This is a genomic window from Taklimakanibacter deserti, assembly GCA_003574785.1.
In genome coordinates, this window is the sequence record QORU01000001.1 from 313,748 (window position 1) to 334,795 (window position 21,048).

Here is a 21,048-nt window from a genome sequence, read left to right on the forward strand (position 1 = left end):
AACATGAGTGCGAGCGACCTCGATCTCGTCCGGCTTGCGCAGGACGGCGACCGTGCCGCCTTCCGGCTTCTGCTGGAGCGGCATTACGGCCTGCTTTACCGGGTCGCCTACCGTTTCCTGGGCAACCGCGCCGAAGCCGAGGACGCCGCCCAGGAGATGGCCATGACGCTCGCGGAAAAGATCGGCAGCTTTCGCGGCGGGAGCCGGTTCTCGACCTGGATCTACCAGATCGTCCTCAACCATTGCCGCGACCAGGTCCGGCGGCAGAAGAGCCTCGGGCGCATGCAGACGGCCTTCGTCGAGGTCGAGGCACATCGGACGGCCGACTGGGTCGACAGTGACCGGCGGGTGCGCTGGCTCTATCGAGCGATCGACCGGCTGAAGCCCGATCTCAAGGAGACCGCGCTCCTCGTGCTGGCCGAGGAGATGAGCCATGCCGAGGCCGGGGATGTCCTCGGCATCAAGGAAGCGACCGTGTCCTGGCGCATGCATGAAGTGCGCAAGCAACTGAGCCAGATGGCGACGACGAACGATGACTGACGAATTCGACGAACTCAAAGCGCGCTTCCGCGCCGAGAAAGGCCTGAGTCCGGAGCCTCAGGCAAAGGCCGCCGGCATCGCCCGGGCGATGGCGCGCTATGACGAAATTTTTTCGAAGCGTTCCCAAGGAAAGGCAAGGGGCCTCCGTCTCATCGAGCGGGTGAGGGGTCTCATTCCTGGGAGCACAAAGATGCATGGATTGAAATTGAGCCACGGCCTGATGGCCGGTGCGAGCTTGGCCGTCCTCACGCTGGTGGTCGTCAATAGCGGCCTCCTGCGTGAGGCGCAGAATATCCCCTTAACGACATCACCTGATCAGGACCAGGTGACGACGCCCGAGCCCAAGAAGGCTGAGCTCAGCCAAGAAAACCTCGCGGCCAAGCCGGCTGAGAACGAGATCGACACGCTGGCGGAATCGCCGCCTTCGCCCGCGCCGCTGCCCAGCCTCGACATGCAGGGAACGATGGCGCGGCAGAAGATGGCCGTCGATGCCGGCGGCGTGGGCTATCTGCAGAAGGCGCCCGCTTCGGGCATTGTCGCGCAAGGCGACCAGGCCGATGCCTATTACCGCGATCAGGGCCGCGACAAGTTCACCGACATCGAGACCAATCCGATGAAGATCGCCAAGGACGAGCCGGTCTCGACCTTCTCGGTCGATGTCGACACGGCCTCCTACAGTTTCGTGCGTGGATCGCTCAACCAGAACGTCCTGCCGCAGAAGGATGCGGTGCGCGTCGAGGAAATGATCAACTATTTCCCCTATGACTATGCCGGTCCCGCCGACCGGGCGGTGCCGTTCAAGGCGAATGTGTCGGTCTTCCCGACGCCGTGGAATCCCGACACGAAGCTCATGCATATCGGCATCAAGGGCTTTTCGCTCAACGGCCAGGAGAAGCCCAAATCCAACCTGGTCTTTCTCATCGACACGTCGGGCTCGATGGATTCGCCCGACAAGCTGCCCTTGTTGCAAAATGCGATGAAGATGCTGGTCGAGACGCTGGGCCCGGAAGACACGGTCTCGATCGTCACCTATGCCGGCAGTGCCGGCACGGTGCTCGAGCCGACCAAGGCCAAAGACAAGGCCAAGATCGTGGGGGCGCTCGACCGGCTGATGGCGGGAGGTTCGACCGCCGGCGCCGAAGGCATCCGCCAGGCCTATCAGCTCGCCGAGCAGAGCTTTGACAAGACCGGTATCAATCGCGTGATCCTCGCCACCGACGGCGACTTCAATGTCGGCATCACCGATCCCGAGGAGCTGAAAAGCTTCGTCGAGCGCAAGCGCGCGACCGGTGTCACGCTCTCGGTCCTGGGCTTCGGCCGCGGCAACTACAATGACGAGATGATGCAGACGCTGGCGCAGAACGGCAATGGCAATGCCGCCTATATCGACACGATCAACGAGGCGCGCAAGGTGCTGGTCGACGACGTGAGCGCGACGCTCTTCACCATCGCCCAGGACGTCAAGATCCAGGTCGAGTTCAATCCCGATACCGTCTCCGAATACCGGCTCATCGGCTATGAGACTCGCATGCTGAAACGCGAGGATTTCAACAACGACAAGGTCGATGCCGGCGATATCGGCTCGGGGCACACGGTGACGGCGATCTACGAGATCACGCCCAAGGACTCGAAGGCGAAGCTCAATGACGATCTGCGCTATGGCGAAGCGAACACGCCCGCGGCCGCAGGCGCTGACGAATATGGCTTCGTGAAGATCCGCTACAAGCTGCCGGGCGAAAAGGACTCGAAGCTCATCAGCGAGCCGTTCAAGATCAGCGCAGCCGCGCCGACCGTGGAAGCAGCGCCACAGGAAGCGCGTTTCGCCGCCGCTGTCGCCGGCTTCGGCCAGCTGTTGCGCGGCGGGCAGTATACGAAGTCCTATTCCTATGACGACGTCATTGCGCTGGCTCAAGGCTCCAAGGGCAGCGATGCCTTCGGTTATCGCGCCGAATTCATCAACCTGGTGCGCCTCGCCAAGACGGCGCAAGGCCTTGAGCCGCTGAAGCAGTAGCCTTACGACAAGAGATGTCCTCCCGTGGCGGTCTTGCCCGCTGCGGGGGGCATCGTTATCCTCGCCGGCTTATCCGGGAGGCTTCGAATGACCCATTTCATGTGCCGGCAATGCGGCGTGCAATATGCCGCGAGCGATGCACCCCCCAAATCCTGTGTGATTTGCGAAGACGAGCGGCAATATGTGCGCTGGGCCGGGCAGGACTGGACGACGCTGGAAGAGCTCGGCCGCGACCACAAGGTCATCATCAAGGACGAGGATGGGGTGTTGAGCATCGGCGTCGAGCCCCATTTCGCCATCGGACAGCGAGCACTCCTCGCCGAGACACCGGCCGGCAATGTGCTGTGGGACTGTGTCAGCCTGGTCAATGATGAAACCGTAGCCGCGCTCAAAGCGCGCGGCGAGCTCAAGGCGATCGGCATCTCGCATCCGCATTACTATTCGGTGATCGTGGAATGGAGCAGGGCCTTTGGCGGCATCCCGATCTACATCCATGCGGACGACCGCAAATGGGTGACGCGCCCCGATCCGGCGATCGTCTTCTGGGAAGGCGAGACGAAATCCATCCTGCCCGACCTCACCCTCATCCGTTGCGGCGGGCATTTCGAGGGCGGCACGGTGTGTCATTGGAAGCGCGGGGGCAAGCCCAATGTCCTGCTTGCCGGTGACATCCTCCAGGTGGTGATGGACCGCAAACATGTGAGCTTCATGTACAGCTATCCCAACACCTGGCCGCTCAATGCGCGCGCCATCAAGCGCATCGCCCGGGCGCTCGAGTCCCACGACTACGGGCAGGTCTACAGCGCCTTCTGGAACATGCGCATCCTCGAAGACGGCAAGGGTGCCGTGGCGCGCTCGGTCGAGCGCTATCTCAAGGCAATTGCTGATTAGGGCAGGGCGAAAGGCACGGCGATGAGGCGGCGGTTGAGGCCCTCGAAGCCCGGCGTGTAGACGCCGATCAGCGCGACATGGCGTTCGCTGCCGGACGAGGAGCGATAAGCGATCACATCGGCAATATCGTAGTCGCGCGGACAATAGCGCGAGGAGGGGATCGCACTGTCCTTGTGAGCTTCTTTTGCCGCGTTCTGGTCGTTGTCGGTAATGGTGAGCTTGAAACCCATTTGTTTGCCGTCCTCGGCATAGCAGCTCTCCGGCGCCGCAAACGGGACGAGCTCGAGGCTCAGCGTGTAGCGATTGGCGGATTGTTTCCCCAAGCTGGCATAGTAGGGATCGAAGGTCAGGCGTCGCCGGTCCGGCGATGTCTCGGTTATGGGCTGCGACGCGAGGACCTCGCCGGGCTCGGCCGCCTTCAATTGCGCGAGGAGCGTTTGCGCCGCCTCGGCGGATCTGGCGCGAACGGCACTGACGAGCGCCCCCTCATCCTCCACCTTCTCGCGGAAGGGCGATCCCTTCACCCATTGATTGGCATCGAGATCGACGATGAAGATCTCCGAAAAGGGAAAGCCGGATCCGTCCTGCACGCCATATTGCTCGAAAGCAAAGTAGCGTCCGTCAGGGGAAAAGCCGATGACGGCGCGCTCGGCATTGTCGGCTGCCCTTGCGGAAGTTGTGGCGACAATGAGGAGGCCAAGAAGACAAACGAGTGCGCGCATGGCGGAACGTCAAAAAGCGCGGAACGTGATGATGGTATACGTGTCCTTGATGCCTTTGATCTTGTGGAGCCGTTCGTTCACGAAATGGCCGATATCGGCCTCGGGCTCCAGGTAGAATTTGGCCAGGAGATCGAAATTGCCCGATGTCGAATAGATTTCGGACGCGATCTCGGCATCGGCAATGGCCGTTGCCACCTGGTAGGCTTTGCCCAGCTCGCATTTAATCTGGACGAAATAGGCTTTCATCGCCGACTCCTTTGATCTTCGGAACGATCCTTCCTGCCGAACGTTGCCCTGGTCAAGATGCCTTTTCGAAGGCATCTGAGGTTAGCCAGGTCTCAGAGAGAGAAACAGGAGGACCTTATCGTGTTCAACATCAAAACCTTGGCCATGGCCACGGCCATCTCGGCCGGCGTCGTTTTCGCCATGCCGGTCGCGACCCAGGCCATGCCCGCTTCATCGCCGGTAAAAATAGACACCGCTAAGAACAGCAACATTGTCGATGTCCGGCATAGGAAGTGGCATAAGAGAAAGTATTCTTCGCGCTATTGCCGCTATGCCGATGATTGGCGCTGCTACAAGCGTTATCGCTACAGCAGGTCCTATCGGTATCGGTACTATGATGAGCCCTATTATGGCTATTACAGGCCGTACCGCTATGATCGCGGGCCGGGCGTCGGATTGTATTTCGGCATCGACTAACGAGTGACCGAGTTCAATGAGGAGCCTGCATGGCTGCCATGCCATGCGGGCTCCTTGCGTCAGGTGGACCTGTTGCGGCGTAGAACAGCGATATGACGCAGGGTCCCATGCTTTTATCTGACCACGGATTATTTTGTTACGAAATGTTGCGTGAACGTCGACGCCTTTGATTGGCCACAAGCCCTTCCTATCTAGAAAGCCCTCAGAACTGTTGAGGTCTTATCGAGAGAGGAGGGACCTTATCGTGCTCAACATCAAGACATTGCTGATGGCCGCTGCCGTTTCCACCGGTGTGGCTCTTCCCCTGCCGGCAGCGAGTCAGGCCATGCCCGCTTCCGCGCCGGTCAAGATGCAGACGGCTCAGGACGGCAATCTGGTTCAGGTGTATCACAAGAAAAAGTGGCGCAAGAACTATTACCGCAAGGGTAAATGGCGCGAGAGCCGCAGATGGCGTCATAATCGGCGCTGGGCCAGATATTGCGATCCGTGGGACGGCTGTTACCGCCGCCGCCATGCGCGCTTCTACCGCTCCTGGGATGAACCCTATTACGGCTACGGCTATGGCGGCTATTACGGGCCGGGCTTCTACGGCCCCGGTATCGGGTTGCAGTTCCGCATCGACTGAACGAGCGGGATTGCACAGCGCAACAAAAAGCCCGCATGGCGCGCCATGCGGGCTTCTTCGTTTCAGCGCCTAGGCTGATTACTTGTTCAGCTCGGCATCCTCGGCATATTTGCCGTCATGCCACTTGTACCAGACGTACTTTGCGTCCTTGATGTCGCCCTTCTGGTCGAGCGAGAGGTCGCCAAGGACGGTCTTCACCGTGTTGCCGGCGCGGAGCCATTCGGCGATCTTCTTGTTGTCGTCAGCACCGCCCGCCGCCTTCACCGCCTGGTCATAAGCCTGGACGGCGGCATAGGTGTAGAGCGTATAGCCCTCCGGGTTGTAGCCGGACGCCTTGAACTTCTCGACCACGGCCTTGGCCGAGTCGAACTTCTGCGGATCGGGCGCGAAGGTCATGATCGTGCCTTCACCGGCCGGACCCGTGATGCTCCAGAACTCGTCGGTGACGAAGGCGTCGCCCGAGATCATGAGCGCCTGCGAGCCCTGCTCACGCAGCTGGCGGAGGATGAGACCGCCTTCCGTGTGATAGCCGCCGACATAGACGACATCGATCGCCGCTTCCTTGAGCTTCGACACGAGCGCGGTGTAGTCCTTCTCGCCGGCCGTGTAGGATTCGTTCACGGCTTCCTTCCCGCCGGCGGCATTCAGCGCCTTGCGGGTTTCGTCCGCCAGTCCTTTGCCGTAAGCGGTCTTGTCGTCGATGATGGCGATCTTCTTGTCCTTGTAGTTCTTGGCCAGGAAGTTGCCGGCGACGATGCCCTGGGCGTCGTCACGGCCGCAGACGCGCGCCACGTTCCAGCCGCCTTCGTCGGTGAACTTCGGGTTCGTCGAGGCCGGCGAAATCTGCAGGATGCCTTCCTCTTCATAAACCTTGGACGCGGGGATCGAGGAGCCCGAGCAGAAATGCCCGGCGATGAACTTCACGCCCTTGGACGCCATCTGGTTGGCCACGGCCACGGCTTGCTTCGGGTCGCAGGCGTCGTCGCCCACTTCCAGAACCACTTTCTCGCCGTTGATGCCGCCGGCCGCGTTGAGATCGGCAACAGCCATCTCGGCGCCCTTCTTCATCTGCTCACCGAAGGCGGCATACTGCCCGGTGATCGGGCCGACCACGGCGATCGTGATATCGGCCCAGGCCGTCGAGGCGGCGAGGGCCGTCGCGAAGCCTACGGCTAAGCCCGATAGTACAAACTTCTTCATCTGGTTCTCCCTTGGGGTAATGACCTTGATCGGTCTTCGGGGTTTGCACACCCCTTGAGCCTATCTTTGCTCAAATGGGTGCGATTGGAAAGGGCCATGCAGTTGGGTCATCGCCCTTGTTCCAAATTTCATGGAGCTCCTTTGGCCCGCCAGGAAAACGGGCTCGAACGCTCGTAAAGCCAGGGATACTGGCTGACCATCTGGCTAACCCGGGTCAGCCGGTAACCCAGGCTGGCGCCGGCGATCAGGACCAGCGTGTCAGTTATGAAATAATGCAGGCTTAAAAGGTCGCCATTGAACAGCGCATAGTGAAAGAAGCGTAAAGCCAGGCCCAGGGGGATCATATAGAGAACCGCCATCGCCCAGGGGCGCCATTTGGTGGCCAAGGCGCGTCCGGCGAGGAAAGCCGCGCCGCCCCCGATCACCACCGTCATGATCAGGAAGATCCAGGGGTTGTCCTCGACGAAGAGAGACATTGTCGTTTCCTCAGTGAGCTCCGCCTTCGAGATAGGCGGCGCGGATTTCGGGGCTCGCCAGGAGGTCCTTGCCGGTGCCCGTCATGGTGATGCGGCCGTTTACCATCACATAGGCGCGATGGGCGAGCTTGAGGGCGTGGAAGGCGTTCTGCTCGACCAGGAAGACGGTCAGGCCCTCCTTGGCATTGAGTTCCCGGATGACCTCGAAAATCTGCTTCACGATCAGCGGCGCCAGGCCCAGGGAAGGTTCATCGAGCAGAAGCAGGCGGGGCCGCGCCATCAAGGCCCGGGCGATGGCCAGCATCTGCTGCTCGCCGCCCGACAGCGTCCCGCCGCGCTGGCCCTGGCGCTTCTCGAGGATGGGAAAGACCTTGAAGGCGCGCGCGAGATCCGCCTCAAAATGCGCAGGGTTACTGACCGCGGCTCCCATCTGCAGGTTTTCGAGGACGGTCATGCGCGGGAAGATGCGCCGGCCTTCCGGCGACTGGGCGATGCCGAGGCGGACGATCTGATGCGTCGGGCTCTGGGTGATGTCCGTGCCGCCGAAGTCGATCGCTCCGGCCCGGCAGCGCGGCGTGCCGCAAATGGTCATCATCAAGGTGGATTTGCCGGCGCCGTTCGATCCGATCAAGGTGACGATCTCGCCTTCATTGACGTCGAGATCGATGCCCTTGAGCGCCTGGATCTTGCCGTAGAAGGTCTCGACGCCACGCACGGTGAGAAGGGGCTTGGCCATCAATGGCCTCCCTTCCGGGCCGACGGCGCCTCGTGCTCGGCGCGCGCGATCGCCTCGGTCACGAGCTTCGCGGCTATCGGTGGCGCCTCCTCTTCATCGACGCCCAGATAGGCGCGGATGACCGCCGGGTCGATCTTCACCTCGGCCGGTGTTCCGTCGGCGATCTTCTGGCCGTAGTCGAGCACCACCACATGGTCGGAAATCTCCATCACCACCTTCATGTCGTGCTCGATGAGGAGGACGCCGATGCCCTGGTTCTTGCGGATCGCCAGGAGAAGCTTGTTGAGGTCATCCGATTCGCGCGGGTTGAGGCCGGCGGCTGGCTCGTCGAGACACAGGAGCTTGGGCTCGGTGCACATGGCGCGCGCGATCTCGAGCCGGCGTTGCGCGCCATAGGGCAGGTCGCCCGCCGGATCGTCGGCGCGATCGGTCAGATGGATCTGATCGAGCCAATATTTCGCCTTCTCGACCGCCTCCTTCTCGGCGCGGCGATAGCCGCCCAATCCGAGAATGCCGGCGACGGTATAGCCCGAGGCCTTCATCAAGGTGTTGTGCTGGGCGACGACCAGATTCTCCAGCACCGTCATGCCGGCGAAGAGCCGGATGTTCTGAAAGGTGCGCGCCACCTTGGCGAATTGCGATATGCGGAAATCGTCCATGCGCTCGAGGATGAATTCCTTGCCGTCGGTGTGGCGCATCACAATCATGCCCTCGGTCGGCTTGTAGAAGCCGGTGAGGCAGTTGAAGACGGTGGTCTTGCCGGCGCCATTGGGGCCGATGAGGGCGGTGATGTCGTTGCGTCCGACGCTGAAGGAGAGGTCGTCGATGGCGACGAGGCCGCCGAAGCGCATGGTGAGATGATCCACGCGCAGCACGGGATTGTCTTTCCAGTTCGCCATCTCAGCCGTGTCCCTGCGCCACGAGATCGGCGGAGACCGCCTTCTTCTCTTTCAGGAAGATCGACGGATCGCGTTTGGTGACGAGGCCGCGCGGTCGCCAGCGCATGATCAGCACCATGGCGATGCCGACCGCCAGCATGCGGTACTGCGCCGGATCGAAGCCGTCCGGCATGATCGCCTTGAGGAAGGCCAGCTCGCGGAAGACCTCGAAGGCGCCGATCACCACGATGGCGGCGATGACGACGCCGATCTGCGATCCGAGCCCGCCCAAGACGACGATGGCGAGGATGATAGCCGATTCCATGAAGACGAAGCTCTCGGGCGAGACGAAGCCCTGCCTCGTCGCGAAGAACGAGCCAGCGAAGCCGCCGAACATGGCGCCGATGGCAAAGGCGGTGAGCTTGGTGTTGGTGGTGTTGATGCCGAGCGAGCGGCAGGCGATCTCATCCTCGCGCAAGGCTTCCCAGGCGCGCCCGATCGGCAGCCGGCGCAGCCGCATGGTGACGAAATTGGTGATGAGGGCCAGAACGAGAATGACATAATAGAGGAAGATGATGCGCTGGAGCGGCGAGTACTTCAGGCCGAAAGTCGCGGCAAAGCCGTTCTCGTCACTGGTGAAGGGAATTCCGAAGAAGCTCGGCCGGGGGATGTCGGATATGCCGTTGGGGCCGTTGGTGAAGCTGTACCAGTTGATCAGGATGACGCGGATGATCTCGCCAAAGGCCAAGGTGACGATCGCCAGATAGTCGCCCCTGAGGCGCAACACCGGAAAACCGAGGATGATGCCCCAGAGACCGGCAAGAAGGCCGGCGAGGGGGAGCACCAGCCAAAAGCTCCAGGGCGTGATGCCGTCGCCGAACCACAGCGGGAAATAGACGGTGGCGAGAAGCGCATAGGAATAGGCGCCGACCGCATAGAAGGCGACGTAGCCGAGATCGAGGAGGCCGGCGAGACCGACGACGATATTGAGGCCCCAGCCGAGCATCACATAAGTGAGCATCAATATCCCGAGGTCGACGATGCGGCGGTCGATGCCCGGTATGAAGGGCAGGAGGACGCCGACGATCAGAAGCGCCACGCCGAAATATTTGCCATAGGGCTCGACGGCCTGGACGAAGCCTGATTGCGCAGCCTTGCCTTCCACCGTCTCGCTGGCCGCCGAATAAGCGAGCCAGGCGCCCGCCAAGAAGGCGAAGACGCCAAAGGCTATGAACCAGGCCGGTAGTTGCGCATGGATCTGGGCCAGGAAACCCAAGGGGGCATCCGTGGTGAAGAGGCCGATGACAAATGCCGCGACGCCGACGGCCATCGCACTCCAGCCCCAGCGCTTTACATGTTGCGGCGTCACCCAGGATGGGCGGTTCCAGACGAGAAGATGCAATGCCAGCCGTCCGGCGGTGATGATGGCGACGAAGCTCGCCACCCATCCCCAGCGTTGCTGGAGCACCAGGCCGCCTTGCGGCGCTTCCGTCTTGAGGCCGACGATCGGGCCCAGGATCGCGAAGGCGATCAGGGCGGTAAGCGCGACGTCGATGAGGATGCGGTTGAAATCGGTTCCGGAGTGGGCGGGAGAGGAGGCGGTCACTGCGCCTTGTCCCTTTTGCTGTTGTGCGGTTTGCGCAGTCGCCATCGTCAGACTTTCTCTACCTCCGGTTTGCCCAGAAGCCCTTGCGGCAGGAAGATGAGAACCACGGCCAGCATCGCGAAGGATGCGACGTCCTTGTATTCGACCGAGAAATAGGCCGACCAGAACACCTCGATGAGACCCATGACAAGACCGCCCAGCATGGCGCCCGGGATCGAGCCGATGCCGCCCAGCACGGCCGCGGTGAACGCCTTAACGCCGGCGAGGAAGCCGATATAGAAGTCAATGACGCCGTAGCGCAGGAAGAACATGAGCCCGGCAACGGCGGCGAGCGATGCGCCCATGATGAAGGTGATGGAGATGGTCTTGTTGACGTCGATGCCGAGGAGCGACGCCATCTTCATGTCCTGCTCGCAGGAACGCTGGGCGCGCCCGAGCGAGGTGCGGGTGATGAGTGCCGTGAACAGCGCCATCAGAGCGAGCGTCGTCACGATGATGATGATCTGCATGGTGGAGAGGCGGACCACGAACTCGCCTTGCGCCGTCGTGGTGTGGACGAGATCGACGCCGCCCGAGATCAGGGCCGGCATCGGCTTCGGCCGGCCGCCTTGGGCGATACGCACGAACTCCTGAAGGACGATCGACATGCCGATGGCGGAAATGAGCGGCGCCAGGCGGAACGAGCCGCGGAGCGGGCGATAGGCGACGCGCTCGACTGTCCAGTTGTAGGCGGAAGCGAGAATCATCGCGATGGCGAGGACGAGAAGGAGCGCCAGAAGAAGAAGCGCGAAGCTCGCCGAGGCGGTAAGCCCGATCGCCAGGATGGCGATCAGCGAGATGAAGGCGCCGACCATGAATATATCGCCATGGGCGAAGTTGATCATGCCGATGATGCCATAGACCATGGTGTAGCCGATGGCGATCAGACCATAGATCGAGCCGAGCGTAATGCCGTTTATGAGCTGCTCTAGGAAATATTCCATGAGCCCCCCTGCCTTTGTCCTCACCCGTTGCTTTTTTAGTTGTTATCCAGCTTCTTTTCGACTGGTTCAGCGATGCTTAGACGTATCACTTTGGAAAGACAAGCGGTTGCTCAAAAAACCGCCAAACGGTTCACAACCGCACCGTAAAGTAGTGAAATATTTCGTAACGAAATACTTTACCGAAATATCTTGTCGTCTGTCAGTAGTGACCCATCTAGCAAGTTTATATCATTTACATCCAACCTTAATCGGCTTATCTAGACGCCCATGTTGCGCCGCATCATATATTTCCTACTTGTGATTGTGCTGCTGGGCGGACTCGGTGGCGCCATCGCCTGGTATGCCTTCGACTTCAAGCCGAAGATGATCGCCGGCTTCATTCAGGCGGCGCCGAAGCCGGTCGAGACCGTCTCGGCCGAGGAAGCGCGCCAGGACCAGTGGGAGCCGCAGATCGGCGCCATCGGCACGCTGGCAGCCGTCAACGGCATCGAGGTCGCGCCCCAGGTCGGCGGCGTGGTCAGGGAGCTCCTGTTCGATTCGGGCGACCTGGTGAAGAAGGGCCAGAAGCTCATCCAGCTCGACATCGATACGGAAGAAGCCGATCTCAAGAACTTCAAGGTGCAGCTCGACAATGCCCAGATCGAGTTCGACCGGCGCGAGAAGGTGTTCAAGAAGGGCTATGCCTCCAAGTCCGATCTCGACGCGGCGCGCATGCTCAGAGACCGGCTTCTCGCCGATGTCCAGCGCACCGAGGCGCTGATCGCGCAGAAATCGATCTATGCGCCGTGGGACGGCAGGCTCGGCCTGCGCGATGTCGCGGTCGGCAAATATGTGGCGGCCGGCCAGAATGTCGTGTGGATGCAGAGCGTCGATCCGATCTATGCCGACTTCACGGTGACCGAGGCCGATTTCGGCCGCATCAAGATCGGCCAGGAGGTGCAGGCGAGGTTCAGCACCTATCAGGGCGAAGCCTTCAAGGGCAAGGTGAAGACGCTCGATGCCCGCGTTTCCGAAACGAGCCGCATGATCACGGTCAGGGGCGAGATCGAGAATCCGGAAGGCCGCCTGGTGCCCGGCATGTATGCCGACGTGACCGTGATCGTCGGGGCGCCCGAGCCGGTGGTCACCATATCGCAGACGGCGGTGACCTATTCGCTTTACGGTGATAGCGTCTTCGCGGTGGTGAAGGCGAAGAATCCAGATCCCAATGCGAAGGAGCCGGAGCTCGAGATCGAGCGGCGCTTCGTCAAACTGGGCCCGGTGCGCAGCGGCAGAGTGAACGTGATCGAAGGCGTCAAGTCCGGCGATCAGGTCGTGATCGCCGGGCAGAACAAGATCGATCAAGGTTCGAAAGTCCGAATCGACAATTCGATCGCGCTCAACCTGACGGTTGACCGCAACACGCAATAACGGGGCGAGCCATGAGCTTCACCGATATTTTCGTGCGCCGGCCCGTGCTGGCGACGGTCGTAAGCCTTCTCATCCTCCTGGTGGGCGCCAATTCGGTGTGGAACCTGCCGGTCCGGCAGTTCCCGAAGGTCGAAGACACGACGATCACCATCACCACGACCTATCCCGGCGCCAATGCCGACCAGATCAAGGGCTTCATCACCACGCCGATCCAGCAGGCGGTGGCCTCGACCGAGGGCATCGACACGCTGAAATCGACATCGGCGCAGAACGTCTCGACCATCACCATGAAGCTGAAGCTCGACGCCGACGGCGACCGGGCGCTGGCCGACGTTCTTTCCAAGATCAATGAAGTCAAGAGCGTGCTGCCGGAGGAATCGAAGGACCCGGTGGTGACGCGCACGACCGGCACGCCCTATGCGCTCATGTATATGGGCTTCAGCTCCGAGACCATGGCGCCGGCGCAGATCTCAGACTATCTCGACCGCGTGATCCGGCCGCAGATCCAGGCCATCAACGGCGTCGCCGAAGCCGAGATCCTCGGCGGCTCGACCTTCGCCATGCGCGTCTGGCTCAATCCGGACAAGATGGCGGCGCTCGGCATCACGCCGCTCGACGTCAACAACGCGCTGGCACAGAACAACTTCACTACCGCCGCCGGCAGCGTGAAGGGCGACTTCATCCAGCAGAACATCAATGCCAAGACGTCGCTCGAGACGCCCGAGCAGTTCCTGCAGCTCGTCGTAGCGGTCAAGAACGACACGATCATCCGCCTGGGCCAGATCGCCACTGTCGATCTCGGCCCGCAGAACTTCGACTCGACCTCGGCTTTCGACGGGCTCAAGGCGGTGTTCCTTGGCATCACCACCACGCCCGACGCCAACCCGCTGTCGGTGATCTCGCAAGTGCGCGACCAATTCCCCAACCTGCAGGGGCAACTGCCGCCGCAGCTCAAGGCGAGCATCGCCTATGACGCGACCGAGTTCATCAATGCGTCGATCTGGGAGGTGAGCAAGACGCTCCTCGAGGCGACGCTCATTGTCATCGTCGTCATCTTCCTGTTCCTCGGCAATATCCGCTCGACGCTGGTTCCGGTCGTCACCATCCCGCTGTCGCTGGTCGGTGTGGCCATCTTCCTCCTGGCGCTCGGCTATTCGATCAACCTCCTGACGCTGCTCGCCTTCGTGCTGGCCATCGGCCTCGTCGTCGACGACGCCATCGTCGTCGTCGAGAACATCCACCGCCATATCGAGGACGGCATGACGCCGTTCCAGAGCGCGCTTGCGGGTGCGCGCGAGATTGCTGGCCCCGTCATCACCATGACGCTGACGCTGGCGGCGGTCTATGCGCCGATCGGCTTCACCTCGGGGCTGACCGGCGCCTTGTTCCGAGAATTCGCCTTCACGCTCGCCGGCGCCGTCATCGTCTCAGGGATCATCGCGCTGACGCTGTCGCCGATGATGTGCTCGAAGATCTTCAAGCAGCATGAGCAGGAAGGCTGGTTCGAGCGGATGATCGAGCGCATCTTCGGCGCGGTGCGCGGCTTCTATTCGCGCCGGCTCGAGGGCGCCATGAAGCAGCGGCCGGTCTTCGCGCTGATGGTCATCCTCATCGTCGTCATGTCGGGCATCCTCTACAGCGCGATCAACAAGGAGTTGGCGCCCTCGGAAGATCAGGGCGTGCTGTTCTCCTTCGTCAACGCGCCCGAGCACACCAATCTCGACTATCTGCAGACCTATGCCGACAAGGTGACACAGACCTTCATGGACGTGCCGGAGCGGCAGAACGTCTTCTCGATCGTCGGCATGGGATCGGTGCATGCCGCATTCGTCGGCCTCATCGTCAAGCCGTGGGAGCAGCGGGAGCGCTCCGACACGATGATCATCGGTGAAATGCAGGGCAAGCTCGGCGGCATTTCCGGCGTCAAGACCTTCGCCACGGCGCCGCCCGCCATCCCGATCGGCGCCGGTGAAATGCCGGTCGAGTTCGTCATCAAGACGCCCGGCGACTACACCAAGGTGGCCGAGGTGCTCGACAAGATCGATGCCGATGCCAAGAAGAGCGGCCTGTTCATCTTCACCAACACGGATCTGCGCTTCGAGACGCCGCAGGCCGAGCTCATCATCGACAAGGACAAGGCCAACCAGCTCGGCGTCCGGATGAGCGATATCGGCTCGACGCTCGCGGTGCTGCTCGGCGGCAACAACGTCAACCGCATCAATATCCAGGGCCGGTCATATGAAGTGATCGCGCAGGTTCCGCGCGCGTATCGCGGTTCCGCCCAAAGGCTGCTCGACTATCAGCTGCGCACCACGGGTGGCGACATGGTGCCGCTGTCGTCCTTCATCAGGCTCGACCAGACGGTGCAGCCCAACAGCCTCGCTACCTTCCAGCAGCTCAATTCGGCGACCTTCCAGGGCGCTCCGTTCCCCGGCCGGACTGTCGGCGAGGCGGTGGCGTTCCTGCAGCAGAAGGCGCAGGAATACTTCCCGCAGGGCATGACCTATGACTGGCAGGGTGAAGCCCGGCAGTTCGTGACCGAAGGCAACACGCTGGCCTACACCTTCCTGTTCGCCCTCATCGTCATCTATCTGGTGCTGGCGGCGCAGTTCGAGAGTTTCCGCGATCCGTTCATCATCCTCATCGGCCTGCCGGCGTCGATGTTCGGCGCCTTGTTCTTCCTGTTCATCCTGGGCGAGGTGAACGGCATGATGCAGGGCCAGTCGCCGATCAATCTCGGTTCCGGCACCATCAATATCTATACCCAGATCGGGCTCGTGACCTTGATCGGCCTCATCTCGAAGCACGGCATCCTCATGGTGGAATTCGCCAATAAGCTTCAGGAAGAGCAGGGCTACGACAAGTTCGCCGCCATCAAGGAAGCGGCCGCGGTCCGCTTGCGGCCGATCCTGATGACGACCGCCGCCATGGTGATCGGCGTCGTGCCGCTGCTCGTCGCCGCCGGCGCCGGCGCCAAGAGCCGATTCGATATCGGTCTCGTGATCGCCGCCGGCATGACCGTCGGCACGATGTTCACACTGTTCATCACGCCTGTCGTCTATACCTATATCGCCGCCGACCGGCGGCCCAAGGAAGCGCTTGCAGCCGGCGGTGCCGCGGGGCATGCTGGCCATGCGCCCGTCGCGGCGCAAGCGGCTAATGATCGTGATGATCGCAGAGAAGCAGGCAAGAGCAAGAAGCAGCGCGAGCGGCGTCCGCCACCGGCGGAGGCGGCGGAATAGCATTCGCCTGATGCGGCTCGGATGAGCGAGTCGCAGCGCCGATCCGCTTCCGGGCGCTTCCTCAAGCGCTTGTTCCAGGCAGTCATGGTCCTGGCGGTCGCCGCAGCGGCAGCATTCGCCTATCTCATGTATCCGGTGTGGAGATCCTATCCCGCGGCCGACTTTCCCCCAGCCGCCACCGAGGCCGACAAGAACCGCCAGGACCTCGAATATCTGAGCCGTCTCCCGGAGATCGACCGCAGCTTCACCAAGGAGAAGCGCCGTGCTTTCGCGCGCGCCGTGGAACGGCTCATCGCGCAGTCGGGCACGTTCGACAGGGCGAAGCTCACCCTCGAAGCGGCACGGCTCACCGCCCTTGCCGATAACGGCCATACCAATGTCCTGACCCAGCTCGGCGACAGGAGCTTCAAATCGGTGCCGATCCGGCTCGGCGTCTTCAGCGACGGCCTCTTCGTGGTGAAGGCGCTGGGCGACGCCCAGGACCTCGTCGGGGCGCAGCTGCTTGCGGTAAACGACCGCCCGATCGATTCGGTCATCACGACGTTCCGTCCCTTCATCGGCGGCCCGCCGACGCTGCTTCGCCAGCATGTGCCGCGGCTGATCGTTTCCCCCGAGCTCCTGACGGCTGCGGGCCTCAATGGCAGCGCCGACAACAGCCAATACCGCTTCCGCCTCGCCAACGGCCTGGTGATCGACCGCTTCCTGAGCGTCGCCGACGTCACGCCGGAACTCGAGGACAATCCTTATTGGCCGGTGCGCGACCTGAGCCCGGTTCCCACCCTCACCGACGGTCCCGGCTGGTCGCATGTCCTCGATGCCGCGCCGCTCTATCTGTCCAAGCTCGACGAGAATTACTGGCACGCTTATGTCGATGAGGGGCGGGTTCTCTTCCTGCAGATCAACCGGATGCGCGACCAGGGGCGGCAGAGGCTCGCCGACCATCTCGCCGAAGTGCTCGACACGATCAAGCGCAGAGGAACCAAGTTCGTGGTGGTCGATCTGCGCTACAATCGCGGCGGCGACTACACGCAAGCGGCGGATTTCGCGCGCCGCCTCGCCGATGCGGTACCGCCCGACGGCCGCATCTTCATCCTGACCGGCGGCAACAGCTTCTCCGCGGCGATCAGCACCGTAGCGCGGATAAAATTCTTCGCCGGTGGCCGCGCCACCCAGGTCGGCGAGCCGATGGGCGATCGCGGACAGTTCTGGGGCGAAGGCGACAGGGCCATATTGCCCCATTCGAAGATCGCGGTGCGCTATGCCACCGCCTATCATGACTGGGAGAATGGCTGTGAGCTCGAGCAGATCACGACCTGCTTCCTGCTCAACTATGTCTATGGCGCGGCACCTGGTTCCCTTACCCCGCAGCTCACCGCAAGCCCTCGTTTCGCCTATTACGCCTCGGGGCGGGACATGGTCATGGATGAGGTGATGAAGGTCATCCGCTCCGCCGCCGTCGCGAGCGTGGCCGCGGGAAAAGGCGCCGCTCCGCCCTCCAACCAGCCGAACTAGTAGCTCCTCATGCGCGAAGAAAGACTGGCGACCTGTGCCTGCGGAAAGCTGCGCGTGACCGCCTTGGGAAATCCTTCGACAGTGTCCTTGTGCCATTGCCTGGCGTGCCAAAGGCGAACCGGCAGCGTCTACGGCATCGCTGCTTTCTTCGAGCGGGACCGGATCAAAGTGGAGGGGGAGGCGAAAAGCTTTTCACGCCCATCCGACTCAGGGCACCCGGTGACATTTCACTTTTGCCCCCGCTGCGGCTCGACGGTCTTCTGGGAGCCGCAGCGCAAGGCCGATTTCATCGCCGTCGCCGTCGGTTCCTTCGCCGATCCGCATTTCCCGGCACCAAGCCAGGCCGTCCATGAGGAGTGCCGGCACGCCTGGGTCAGAGCCGTGATTTAGGCGGTCAGGCGTTCGAGCGCGCCGGTGAAGCGCTCGAGCGCCTTGGCGAGCTCGGCTTCGCCGGTGGCGAAAGAGAGCCTGATGCAGTTCGGATCGCCGAAGGCCGAGCCCGGGACGGTCGCGACGCCATTCTCTTCCAGAAGCCAGTCGCACAGGGTCTCGACGCTGTCCATCACGTGATTGCCGGCCTTGCGGCCAAGGAAGGCGCCGACATTGGGAAAGGCGTAGAAGGTCGCCGGGATGGGCGCGAGGCGAAGGCCCGGAACGCGCGCGAGGGCGGCGACCACCATGTCACGGCGCGCCTCGTAGCGCCGGCGCATCCGCCCGACATCAGCGCGGCCGCCCGAAAGCGCCGTCAGCGCCGCATGCTGGACAAAGGAATTGGCACCGGCGGTGAGGCCGCTCTGCAGGCGCGCCATGGCCTGGGCCAAAGGCGCGGGGCCCGCCGCATAGCCGAGCCGCCAGCCCGTCATGGCGAAGCTTTTGGAAAAGCCGTTCACCGTGATGGCGCGCTCGCGCATGGAGGGCAAGCTGGCGAATGAGGTCATCTTGCCGTCGAACAGGATGTATTCGTAGATCTCGTCCGAGAGCACCATCAGGCGCGGATGGCTTTTCACCACCGCGGCAAGGGCTGAAAGCTCAAAGGCGCTCCACACGGCGCCCGTCGGGTTGTTGGGCGAGTTCAGGATCAGAAGCTTGGTCCGGTCGGTAAGGGCCGCGGCGATCCGCTCCGGCGGCGCCTTGAAGTTCTCCTCCACTCCGGCCTTGAGGATGACCGGCACCCCGCCCGCCAAGCGCACGATGATCTCATAGGAGACCCAATAGGGCGAGAGCATGATCACCTCGTCGCCGGGCTCGATCAGGGCCAGGACGGCATTGGCGATGGCCTGCTTGGCGCCATTGGCGATGACTATCTCGGATGCGGCGTAGTCGAGCCCGTTCTCGTCCTTGAGCTTCAGGGCCAGCGCCTGGCGCAATTCGAGGATGCCGGCGACCGGCGAATAATGGGTCAAGCCCTTCTTCATGGCCTCGCCAGCGGCTGCCTGGATATGGAAGGGCGTATCGAAATCCGGCTCGCCGATCGTCAGGCTCGCTATGTCCTGGCCCTTGGCCCTAAGTTCGCGGGTACGCTGCGACATGCGCACGATGGGACCTTCGTCGGACTGGGAGGTGCGGCGAGCGAGGAGGGAAGCGACGTCGAAGGGAGCCATGGCGGGGCTCTATGCCATGCAAGGCCCCGGTCCGTCGAGCGTTCCCGCAAAAATGTCACAGTTTGACCCTAGGCACGCCCCCAATCGCATCGCCGCATTTGCTTAACCTCCTTCCTGTACATATCGGGCGAACAACCCTATATGCGCCGGGCCTCCCAGCCATTTCCGGAACTCCCATGAATCGCAACGTGCTTGCCTTATTGTGTGTGTCTGTCCTCGCCGCCGCCTGCAGCAAGCCGGGAAATGTCGACATCAATTCCGGAGGGCCGCGCACGGTCCAGACCCAGTCGCGCTCGGAGCCGATCTTCTACAACGGCAAGCACTATGCGCTGAACTACACCTATAATGACGCGATGAAGGCCTTCGACGTGAAGGTGTCGGGCACGACGGCGGCGATGAAGCCCGACAGCCAGAAGGATGCGATCAACATCGCGTCCTCGTCGCTCGGTTATTTCGCCTGCCCGGAAGGCCAGCGCGGCCGTCTGGTCGGCTCGCCCAAATTCAATGGCGGCGTGTGGGCGCTGCAGGCACGCTGCGGCTAGCTTTCAGCTAGCCCCCGATGTTCCGGTCGATCCAATCGCGGGTGCGGAAATAGCGCCCGATCCACGGCACGAACCAGGTATTGCCGGTATAAAGCGGATGCGTGGGAAAATCCTCGCTGTCGAAAGCGCAGATGCGGTTCACATGGCCGGCAATTTTGCGCCCGGTCTGGAAGCCCAGATAGCTCAGCATCGCGACGCCGGAGCCGTTGCAGCCCAGCGCGTAATGCAGATTGTCGAACTTGCCCATATGCGGCATCTCATCGAGGGTGAAGGCGACATTGCCGGTCCAGGCATGGGTGATCTTGACGCCCTCGAGCTGCGGATAGCGATCGACCATGAAGCGATAGAGCACCGGCGCGGTCTCGACCGGATCCGTCTGGCCGAATTTGGCGCGGCCGCCGAAGATGAGGCGCCTGCCGTCGGGCGACATGCGATAATAGGTGAGCACCCGGCGCGTGTCGGCGATCGAGCGGTTCCTGGGCGAGAGCGAGCGGGCAATCTCAGGCGGAAGCTCTTCGGTCGCGATGATATAGGAACCGATCGGCACCACGCGGCGCTTGAATTGCGGCGTCACATCGCCGGTATAGCCGTTGGTGGCGATGACGACATCGGCCGCCTTGATATCGCCCCTCGGCGTCGTGACGATCCAGCCCGAGTCCGACTGTGTCAGCTTGGTCACCGGCGTCCTGGCGGCGAGCGGAATATTCCGCCGACGGACGATATCGAGGAGGCCCTTGTAATAGAGAGCGGGGTGGATGTGGGCGGCGCGCTCCACCACCATGCCGCCCCGATAATAGTCGGAGCCGATCTCGTCGCGCTGCCGCTCGCGCGGCACGATGTAGGCGCCCGTTTGCGCATTGGCGTTGAGGACGGCGATCTTCTTCTCCATGGCGCGATAGTGGCTCTGGCACCAGGCGCCGAGGAAATAGCCGGCCTTGGTCCAGTGGCAGGCGATCTTCTCGCGCGCGATCAGGTCCTCGATATGGGTGAAGGCCTCGGCCGCGTCGCTCATGAAAGGAGCAGCCGCTTCGGGGGACAGGGGCTTGGCGATGTAGCGCTTGCCGACATTGACGCCGCCCGACACCATGCCGCCATTGCGCGTCGAGGCGCCGAAGCCCGGCTCATGGGCATCGAGGACGATGCAGTCGATGCCGGCATCATTCAGCGCCAGCGCTGCCGAAAGTCCGGCATAGCCGGCGCCGACGACCGCGACGCGGCTCTCCCGGGGCAACTCGATGGGCGCCATCGTCTCGGGCGCATAGGCCTCCCACCAGAAAGGGCGGGCCTTGAATTCGGGATGAAATATCTGTGAAGGCATGGGTTGCTTCATGGGGTGCGGGTCGCACCCTCTTACACGGCTTTTTCCCTTTT

At 62.3% G+C, this 21,048-nt stretch carries 19 protein-coding genes and 1 pseudogene; 10 read left to right on the forward strand and 10 right to left on the reverse strand.

Annotated elements, in window-relative coordinates:
- Positions 1–3 precede the first annotated feature (3 nt).
- The 3 genes from DS839_RS01425 to DS839_RS01435 all read left to right on the forward strand — a co-directional run bounded on the left by DS839_RS01425 (position 4) and on the right by DS839_RS01435 (position 3,442).
- Positions 4–540 (forward strand): RNA polymerase sigma factor, encoded by a 537-nt coding sequence (locus DS839_RS01425; protein ID WP_119268490.1) that lies wholly within the window; start codon positions 4–6, stop codon positions 538–540.
- 190 nt (positions 541–730) lie between these two features.
- Complete coding sequence (locus DS839_RS01430) at positions 731–2,551, forward strand: vWA domain-containing protein (RefSeq protein WP_368911030.1); 1,821 nt, start codon at positions 731–733, stop codon at positions 2,549–2,551.
- A gap of 87 nt (positions 2,552–2,638) precedes the next feature.
- Positions 2,639–3,442 carry an MBL fold metallo-hydrolase gene (locus DS839_RS01435; RefSeq protein ID WP_119268492.1) on the forward strand — a complete coding sequence of 268 codons (804 nt, stop codon included), beginning with the start codon at positions 2,639–2,641 and terminating at the stop codon, positions 3,440–3,442.
- On the opposite strand, the gene DS839_RS01440 is transcribed toward DS839_RS01435, so the two are convergent.
- Both DS839_RS01440 and DS839_RS01445 read right to left on the reverse strand, forming a co-directional pair.
- Entirely contained in the window at positions 3,439–4,164 is a 726-nt protein-coding gene (locus tag DS839_RS01440) for a DUF2259 domain-containing protein (protein WP_119268493.1), read from the reverse strand. The two genes, DS839_RS01435 and DS839_RS01440, sit on opposite strands and share 4 nt — an antisense overlap.
- Before the next feature lie 9 nt (positions 4,165–4,173).
- On the reverse strand, positions 4,174–4,410 hold the full coding sequence (locus DS839_RS01445) for an Lrp/AsnC ligand binding domain-containing protein (RefSeq protein WP_119268494.1): 237 nt from the start codon (positions 4,408–4,410) through the stop codon (positions 4,174–4,176).
- A gap of 120 nt (positions 4,411–4,530) precedes the next feature.
- On the opposite strand from DS839_RS01445, the gene DS839_RS01450 reads away from it, so the two are divergent.
- The gene (locus DS839_RS01450; RefSeq protein ID WP_119268495.1) at positions 4,531–4,866 is read left to right on the forward strand and encodes a hypothetical protein; all 336 of its coding nucleotides are present in this window, start codon (positions 4,531–4,533) and stop codon (positions 4,864–4,866) included.
- A gap of 244 nt (positions 4,867–5,110) precedes the next feature.
- A complete protein-coding gene (locus tag DS839_RS01455) occupies positions 5,111–5,491 on the forward strand; it encodes a hypothetical protein (RefSeq protein ID WP_119268496.1) in 381 nt (126 codons plus the stop codon).
- A 78-nt stretch (positions 5,492–5,569) separates the two neighbouring features.
- Here the strand turns inward: DS839_RS01455 and DS839_RS01460 are convergent, their stop codons facing one another.
- From DS839_RS01460 to DS839_RS01485, 6 genes and pseudogenes are all read right to left on the reverse strand, one after another.
- Complete coding sequence (locus tag DS839_RS01460; protein ID WP_119268497.1) at positions 5,570–6,691, reverse strand: branched-chain amino acid ABC transporter substrate-binding protein; 1,122 nt, start codon at positions 6,689–6,691, stop codon at positions 5,570–5,572.
- A 128-nt stretch (positions 6,692–6,819) separates the two neighbouring features.
- Positions 6,820–7,167 (reverse strand): DUF6867 family protein, encoded by a 348-nt coding sequence (locus tag DS839_RS01465; protein WP_119268498.1) that lies wholly within the window; start codon positions 7,165–7,167, stop codon positions 6,820–6,822.
- Between the two features lie 10 nt (positions 7,168–7,177).
- Entirely contained in the window at positions 7,178–7,903 is a 726-nt protein-coding gene (locus DS839_RS01470; protein ID WP_119268499.1) for an ABC transporter ATP-binding protein, read from the reverse strand.
- Positions 7,904–7,914: 11 nt separating this feature from the next.
- Positions 7,915–8,802 (reverse strand): annotated as a pseudogene (locus tag DS839_RS01475) (ABC transporter ATP-binding protein); the annotation flags it as partial.
- A gap of 1 nt (position 8,803) precedes the next feature.
- A complete protein-coding gene (gene livM / locus DS839_RS01480) occupies positions 8,804–10,387 on the reverse strand; it encodes a high-affinity branched-chain amino acid ABC transporter permease LivM (protein ID WP_162918220.1) in 1,584 nt (527 codons plus the stop codon).
- 47 nt (positions 10,388–10,434) lie between these two features.
- Positions 10,435–11,370, reverse strand: coding sequence for an ABC transporter permease subunit (locus DS839_RS01485; RefSeq protein ID WP_119268502.1), 936 nt, complete (start codon positions 11,368–11,370; stop codon positions 10,435–10,437).
- Positions 11,371–11,637: 267 nt separating this feature from the next.
- Here DS839_RS01485 and DS839_RS01490 point away from each other — a divergent pair, with 267 nt between their 5' ends.
- Genes DS839_RS01490 through DS839_RS01505 form a run of 4 tightly spaced genes read left to right on the forward strand, consistent with a single transcriptional unit; the run spans position 11,638 to position 17,924 of the window.
- On the forward strand, positions 11,638–12,780 hold the full coding sequence (locus tag DS839_RS01490) for an efflux RND transporter periplasmic adaptor subunit (protein WP_119268503.1): 1,143 nt from the start codon (positions 11,638–11,640) through the stop codon (positions 12,778–12,780).
- 11 nt (positions 12,781–12,791) lie between these two features.
- The gene (locus DS839_RS01495) at positions 12,792–16,022 is read left to right on the forward strand and encodes an efflux RND transporter permease subunit (protein ID WP_119268504.1); all 3,231 of its coding nucleotides are present in this window, start codon (positions 12,792–12,794) and stop codon (positions 16,020–16,022) included.
- A 21-nt stretch (positions 16,023–16,043) separates the two neighbouring features.
- Positions 16,044–17,534: a S41 family peptidase gene (locus tag DS839_RS01500; protein ID WP_119268505.1), complete on the forward strand. Its 1,491-nt coding sequence runs from the start codon at positions 16,044–16,046 to the stop codon at positions 17,532–17,534.
- Between the two features lie 9 nt (positions 17,535–17,543).
- Positions 17,544–17,924, forward strand: coding sequence for a GFA family protein (locus tag DS839_RS01505; RefSeq protein WP_119268506.1), 381 nt, complete (start codon positions 17,544–17,546; stop codon positions 17,922–17,924).
- Here the strand turns inward: DS839_RS01505 and DS839_RS01510 are convergent.
- The gene (locus DS839_RS01510) at positions 17,921–19,135 is read right to left on the reverse strand and encodes a pyridoxal phosphate-dependent aminotransferase (protein WP_119268507.1); all 1,215 of its coding nucleotides are present in this window, start codon (positions 19,133–19,135) and stop codon (positions 17,921–17,923) included. The two genes, DS839_RS01505 and DS839_RS01510, sit on opposite strands and share 4 nt — an antisense overlap.
- 176 nt (positions 19,136–19,311) lie before the next feature.
- Between DS839_RS01510 and DS839_RS01515 the strand changes: the two genes are divergently transcribed.
- Positions 19,312–19,677 (forward strand): hypothetical protein, encoded by a 366-nt coding sequence (locus tag DS839_RS01515; protein WP_119268508.1) that lies wholly within the window; start codon positions 19,312–19,314, stop codon positions 19,675–19,677.
- 7 nt (positions 19,678–19,684) lie between these two features.
- Here the strand turns inward: DS839_RS01515 and DS839_RS01520 are convergent, their stop codons facing one another.
- The gene (locus DS839_RS01520; RefSeq protein WP_119268835.1) at positions 19,685–20,995 is read right to left on the reverse strand and encodes an NAD(P)/FAD-dependent oxidoreductase; all 1,311 of its coding nucleotides are present in this window, start codon (positions 20,993–20,995) and stop codon (positions 19,685–19,687) included.
- Positions 20,996–21,048 lie beyond the last annotated feature (53 nt).

Excerpts from the sequence above, each read along its gene's own strand:
- DS839_RS01435 (WP_119268492.1), top strand. The coding sequence starts at position 2,639 with ATGACCCATTTCATGTGCCGGCAATGCGGCGTGCAATATGCCGCGAGC.
- DS839_RS01495 (WP_119268504.1), top strand. The coding sequence starts at position 12,792 with ATGAGCTTCACCGATATTTTCGTGCGCCGGCCCGTGCTGGCGACGGTC.
- DS839_RS01430 (WP_368911030.1), top strand. The coding sequence starts at position 731 with ATGCATGGATTGAAATTGAGCCACGGCCTGATGGCCGGTGCGAGCTTG.
- DS839_RS01440 (WP_119268493.1), bottom strand. The coding sequence starts at position 4,164 with ATGCGCGCACTCGTTTGTCTTCTTGGCCTCCTCATTGTCGCCACAACT.
- DS839_RS01485 (WP_119268502.1), bottom strand. The coding sequence starts at position 11,370 with ATGGAATATTTCCTAGAGCAGCTCATAAACGGCATTACGCTCGGCTCG.
- DS839_RS01490 (WP_119268503.1), top strand. The coding sequence starts at position 11,638 with ATGTTGCGCCGCATCATATATTTCCTACTTGTGATTGTGCTGCTGGGC.
- DS839_RS01460 (WP_119268497.1), bottom strand. The coding sequence starts at position 6,691 with ATGAAGAAGTTTGTACTATCGGGCTTAGCCGTAGGCTTCGCGACGGCC.
- DS839_RS01500 (WP_119268505.1), top strand. The coding sequence starts at position 16,044 with ATGAGCGAGTCGCAGCGCCGATCCGCTTCCGGGCGCTTCCTCAAGCGC.
- DS839_RS01445 (WP_119268494.1), bottom strand. The coding sequence starts at position 4,410 with ATGAAAGCCTATTTCGTCCAGATTAAATGCGAGCTGGGCAAAGCCTAC.
- DS839_RS01465 (WP_119268498.1), bottom strand. The coding sequence starts at position 7,167 with ATGTCTCTCTTCGTCGAGGACAACCCCTGGATCTTCCTGATCATGACG.
- DS839_RS01510 (WP_119268507.1), bottom strand. The coding sequence starts at position 19,135 with ATGGCTCCCTTCGACGTCGCTTCCCTCCTCGCTCGCCGCACCTCCCAG.
- DS839_RS01470 (WP_119268499.1), bottom strand. The coding sequence starts at position 7,903 with ATGGCCAAGCCCCTTCTCACCGTGCGTGGCGTCGAGACCTTCTACGGC.
- DS839_RS01425 (WP_119268490.1), top strand. The coding sequence starts at position 4 with ATGAGTGCGAGCGACCTCGATCTCGTCCGGCTTGCGCAGGACGGCGAC.
- DS839_RS01520 (WP_119268835.1), bottom strand. The coding sequence starts at position 20,995 with ATGCCTTCACAGATATTTCATCCCGAATTCAAGGCCCGCCCTTTCTGG.
- DS839_RS01505 (WP_119268506.1), top strand. The coding sequence starts at position 17,544 with ATGCGCGAAGAAAGACTGGCGACCTGTGCCTGCGGAAAGCTGCGCGTG.
- DS839_RS01515 (WP_119268508.1), top strand. The coding sequence starts at position 19,312 with ATGAATCGCAACGTGCTTGCCTTATTGTGTGTGTCTGTCCTCGCCGCC.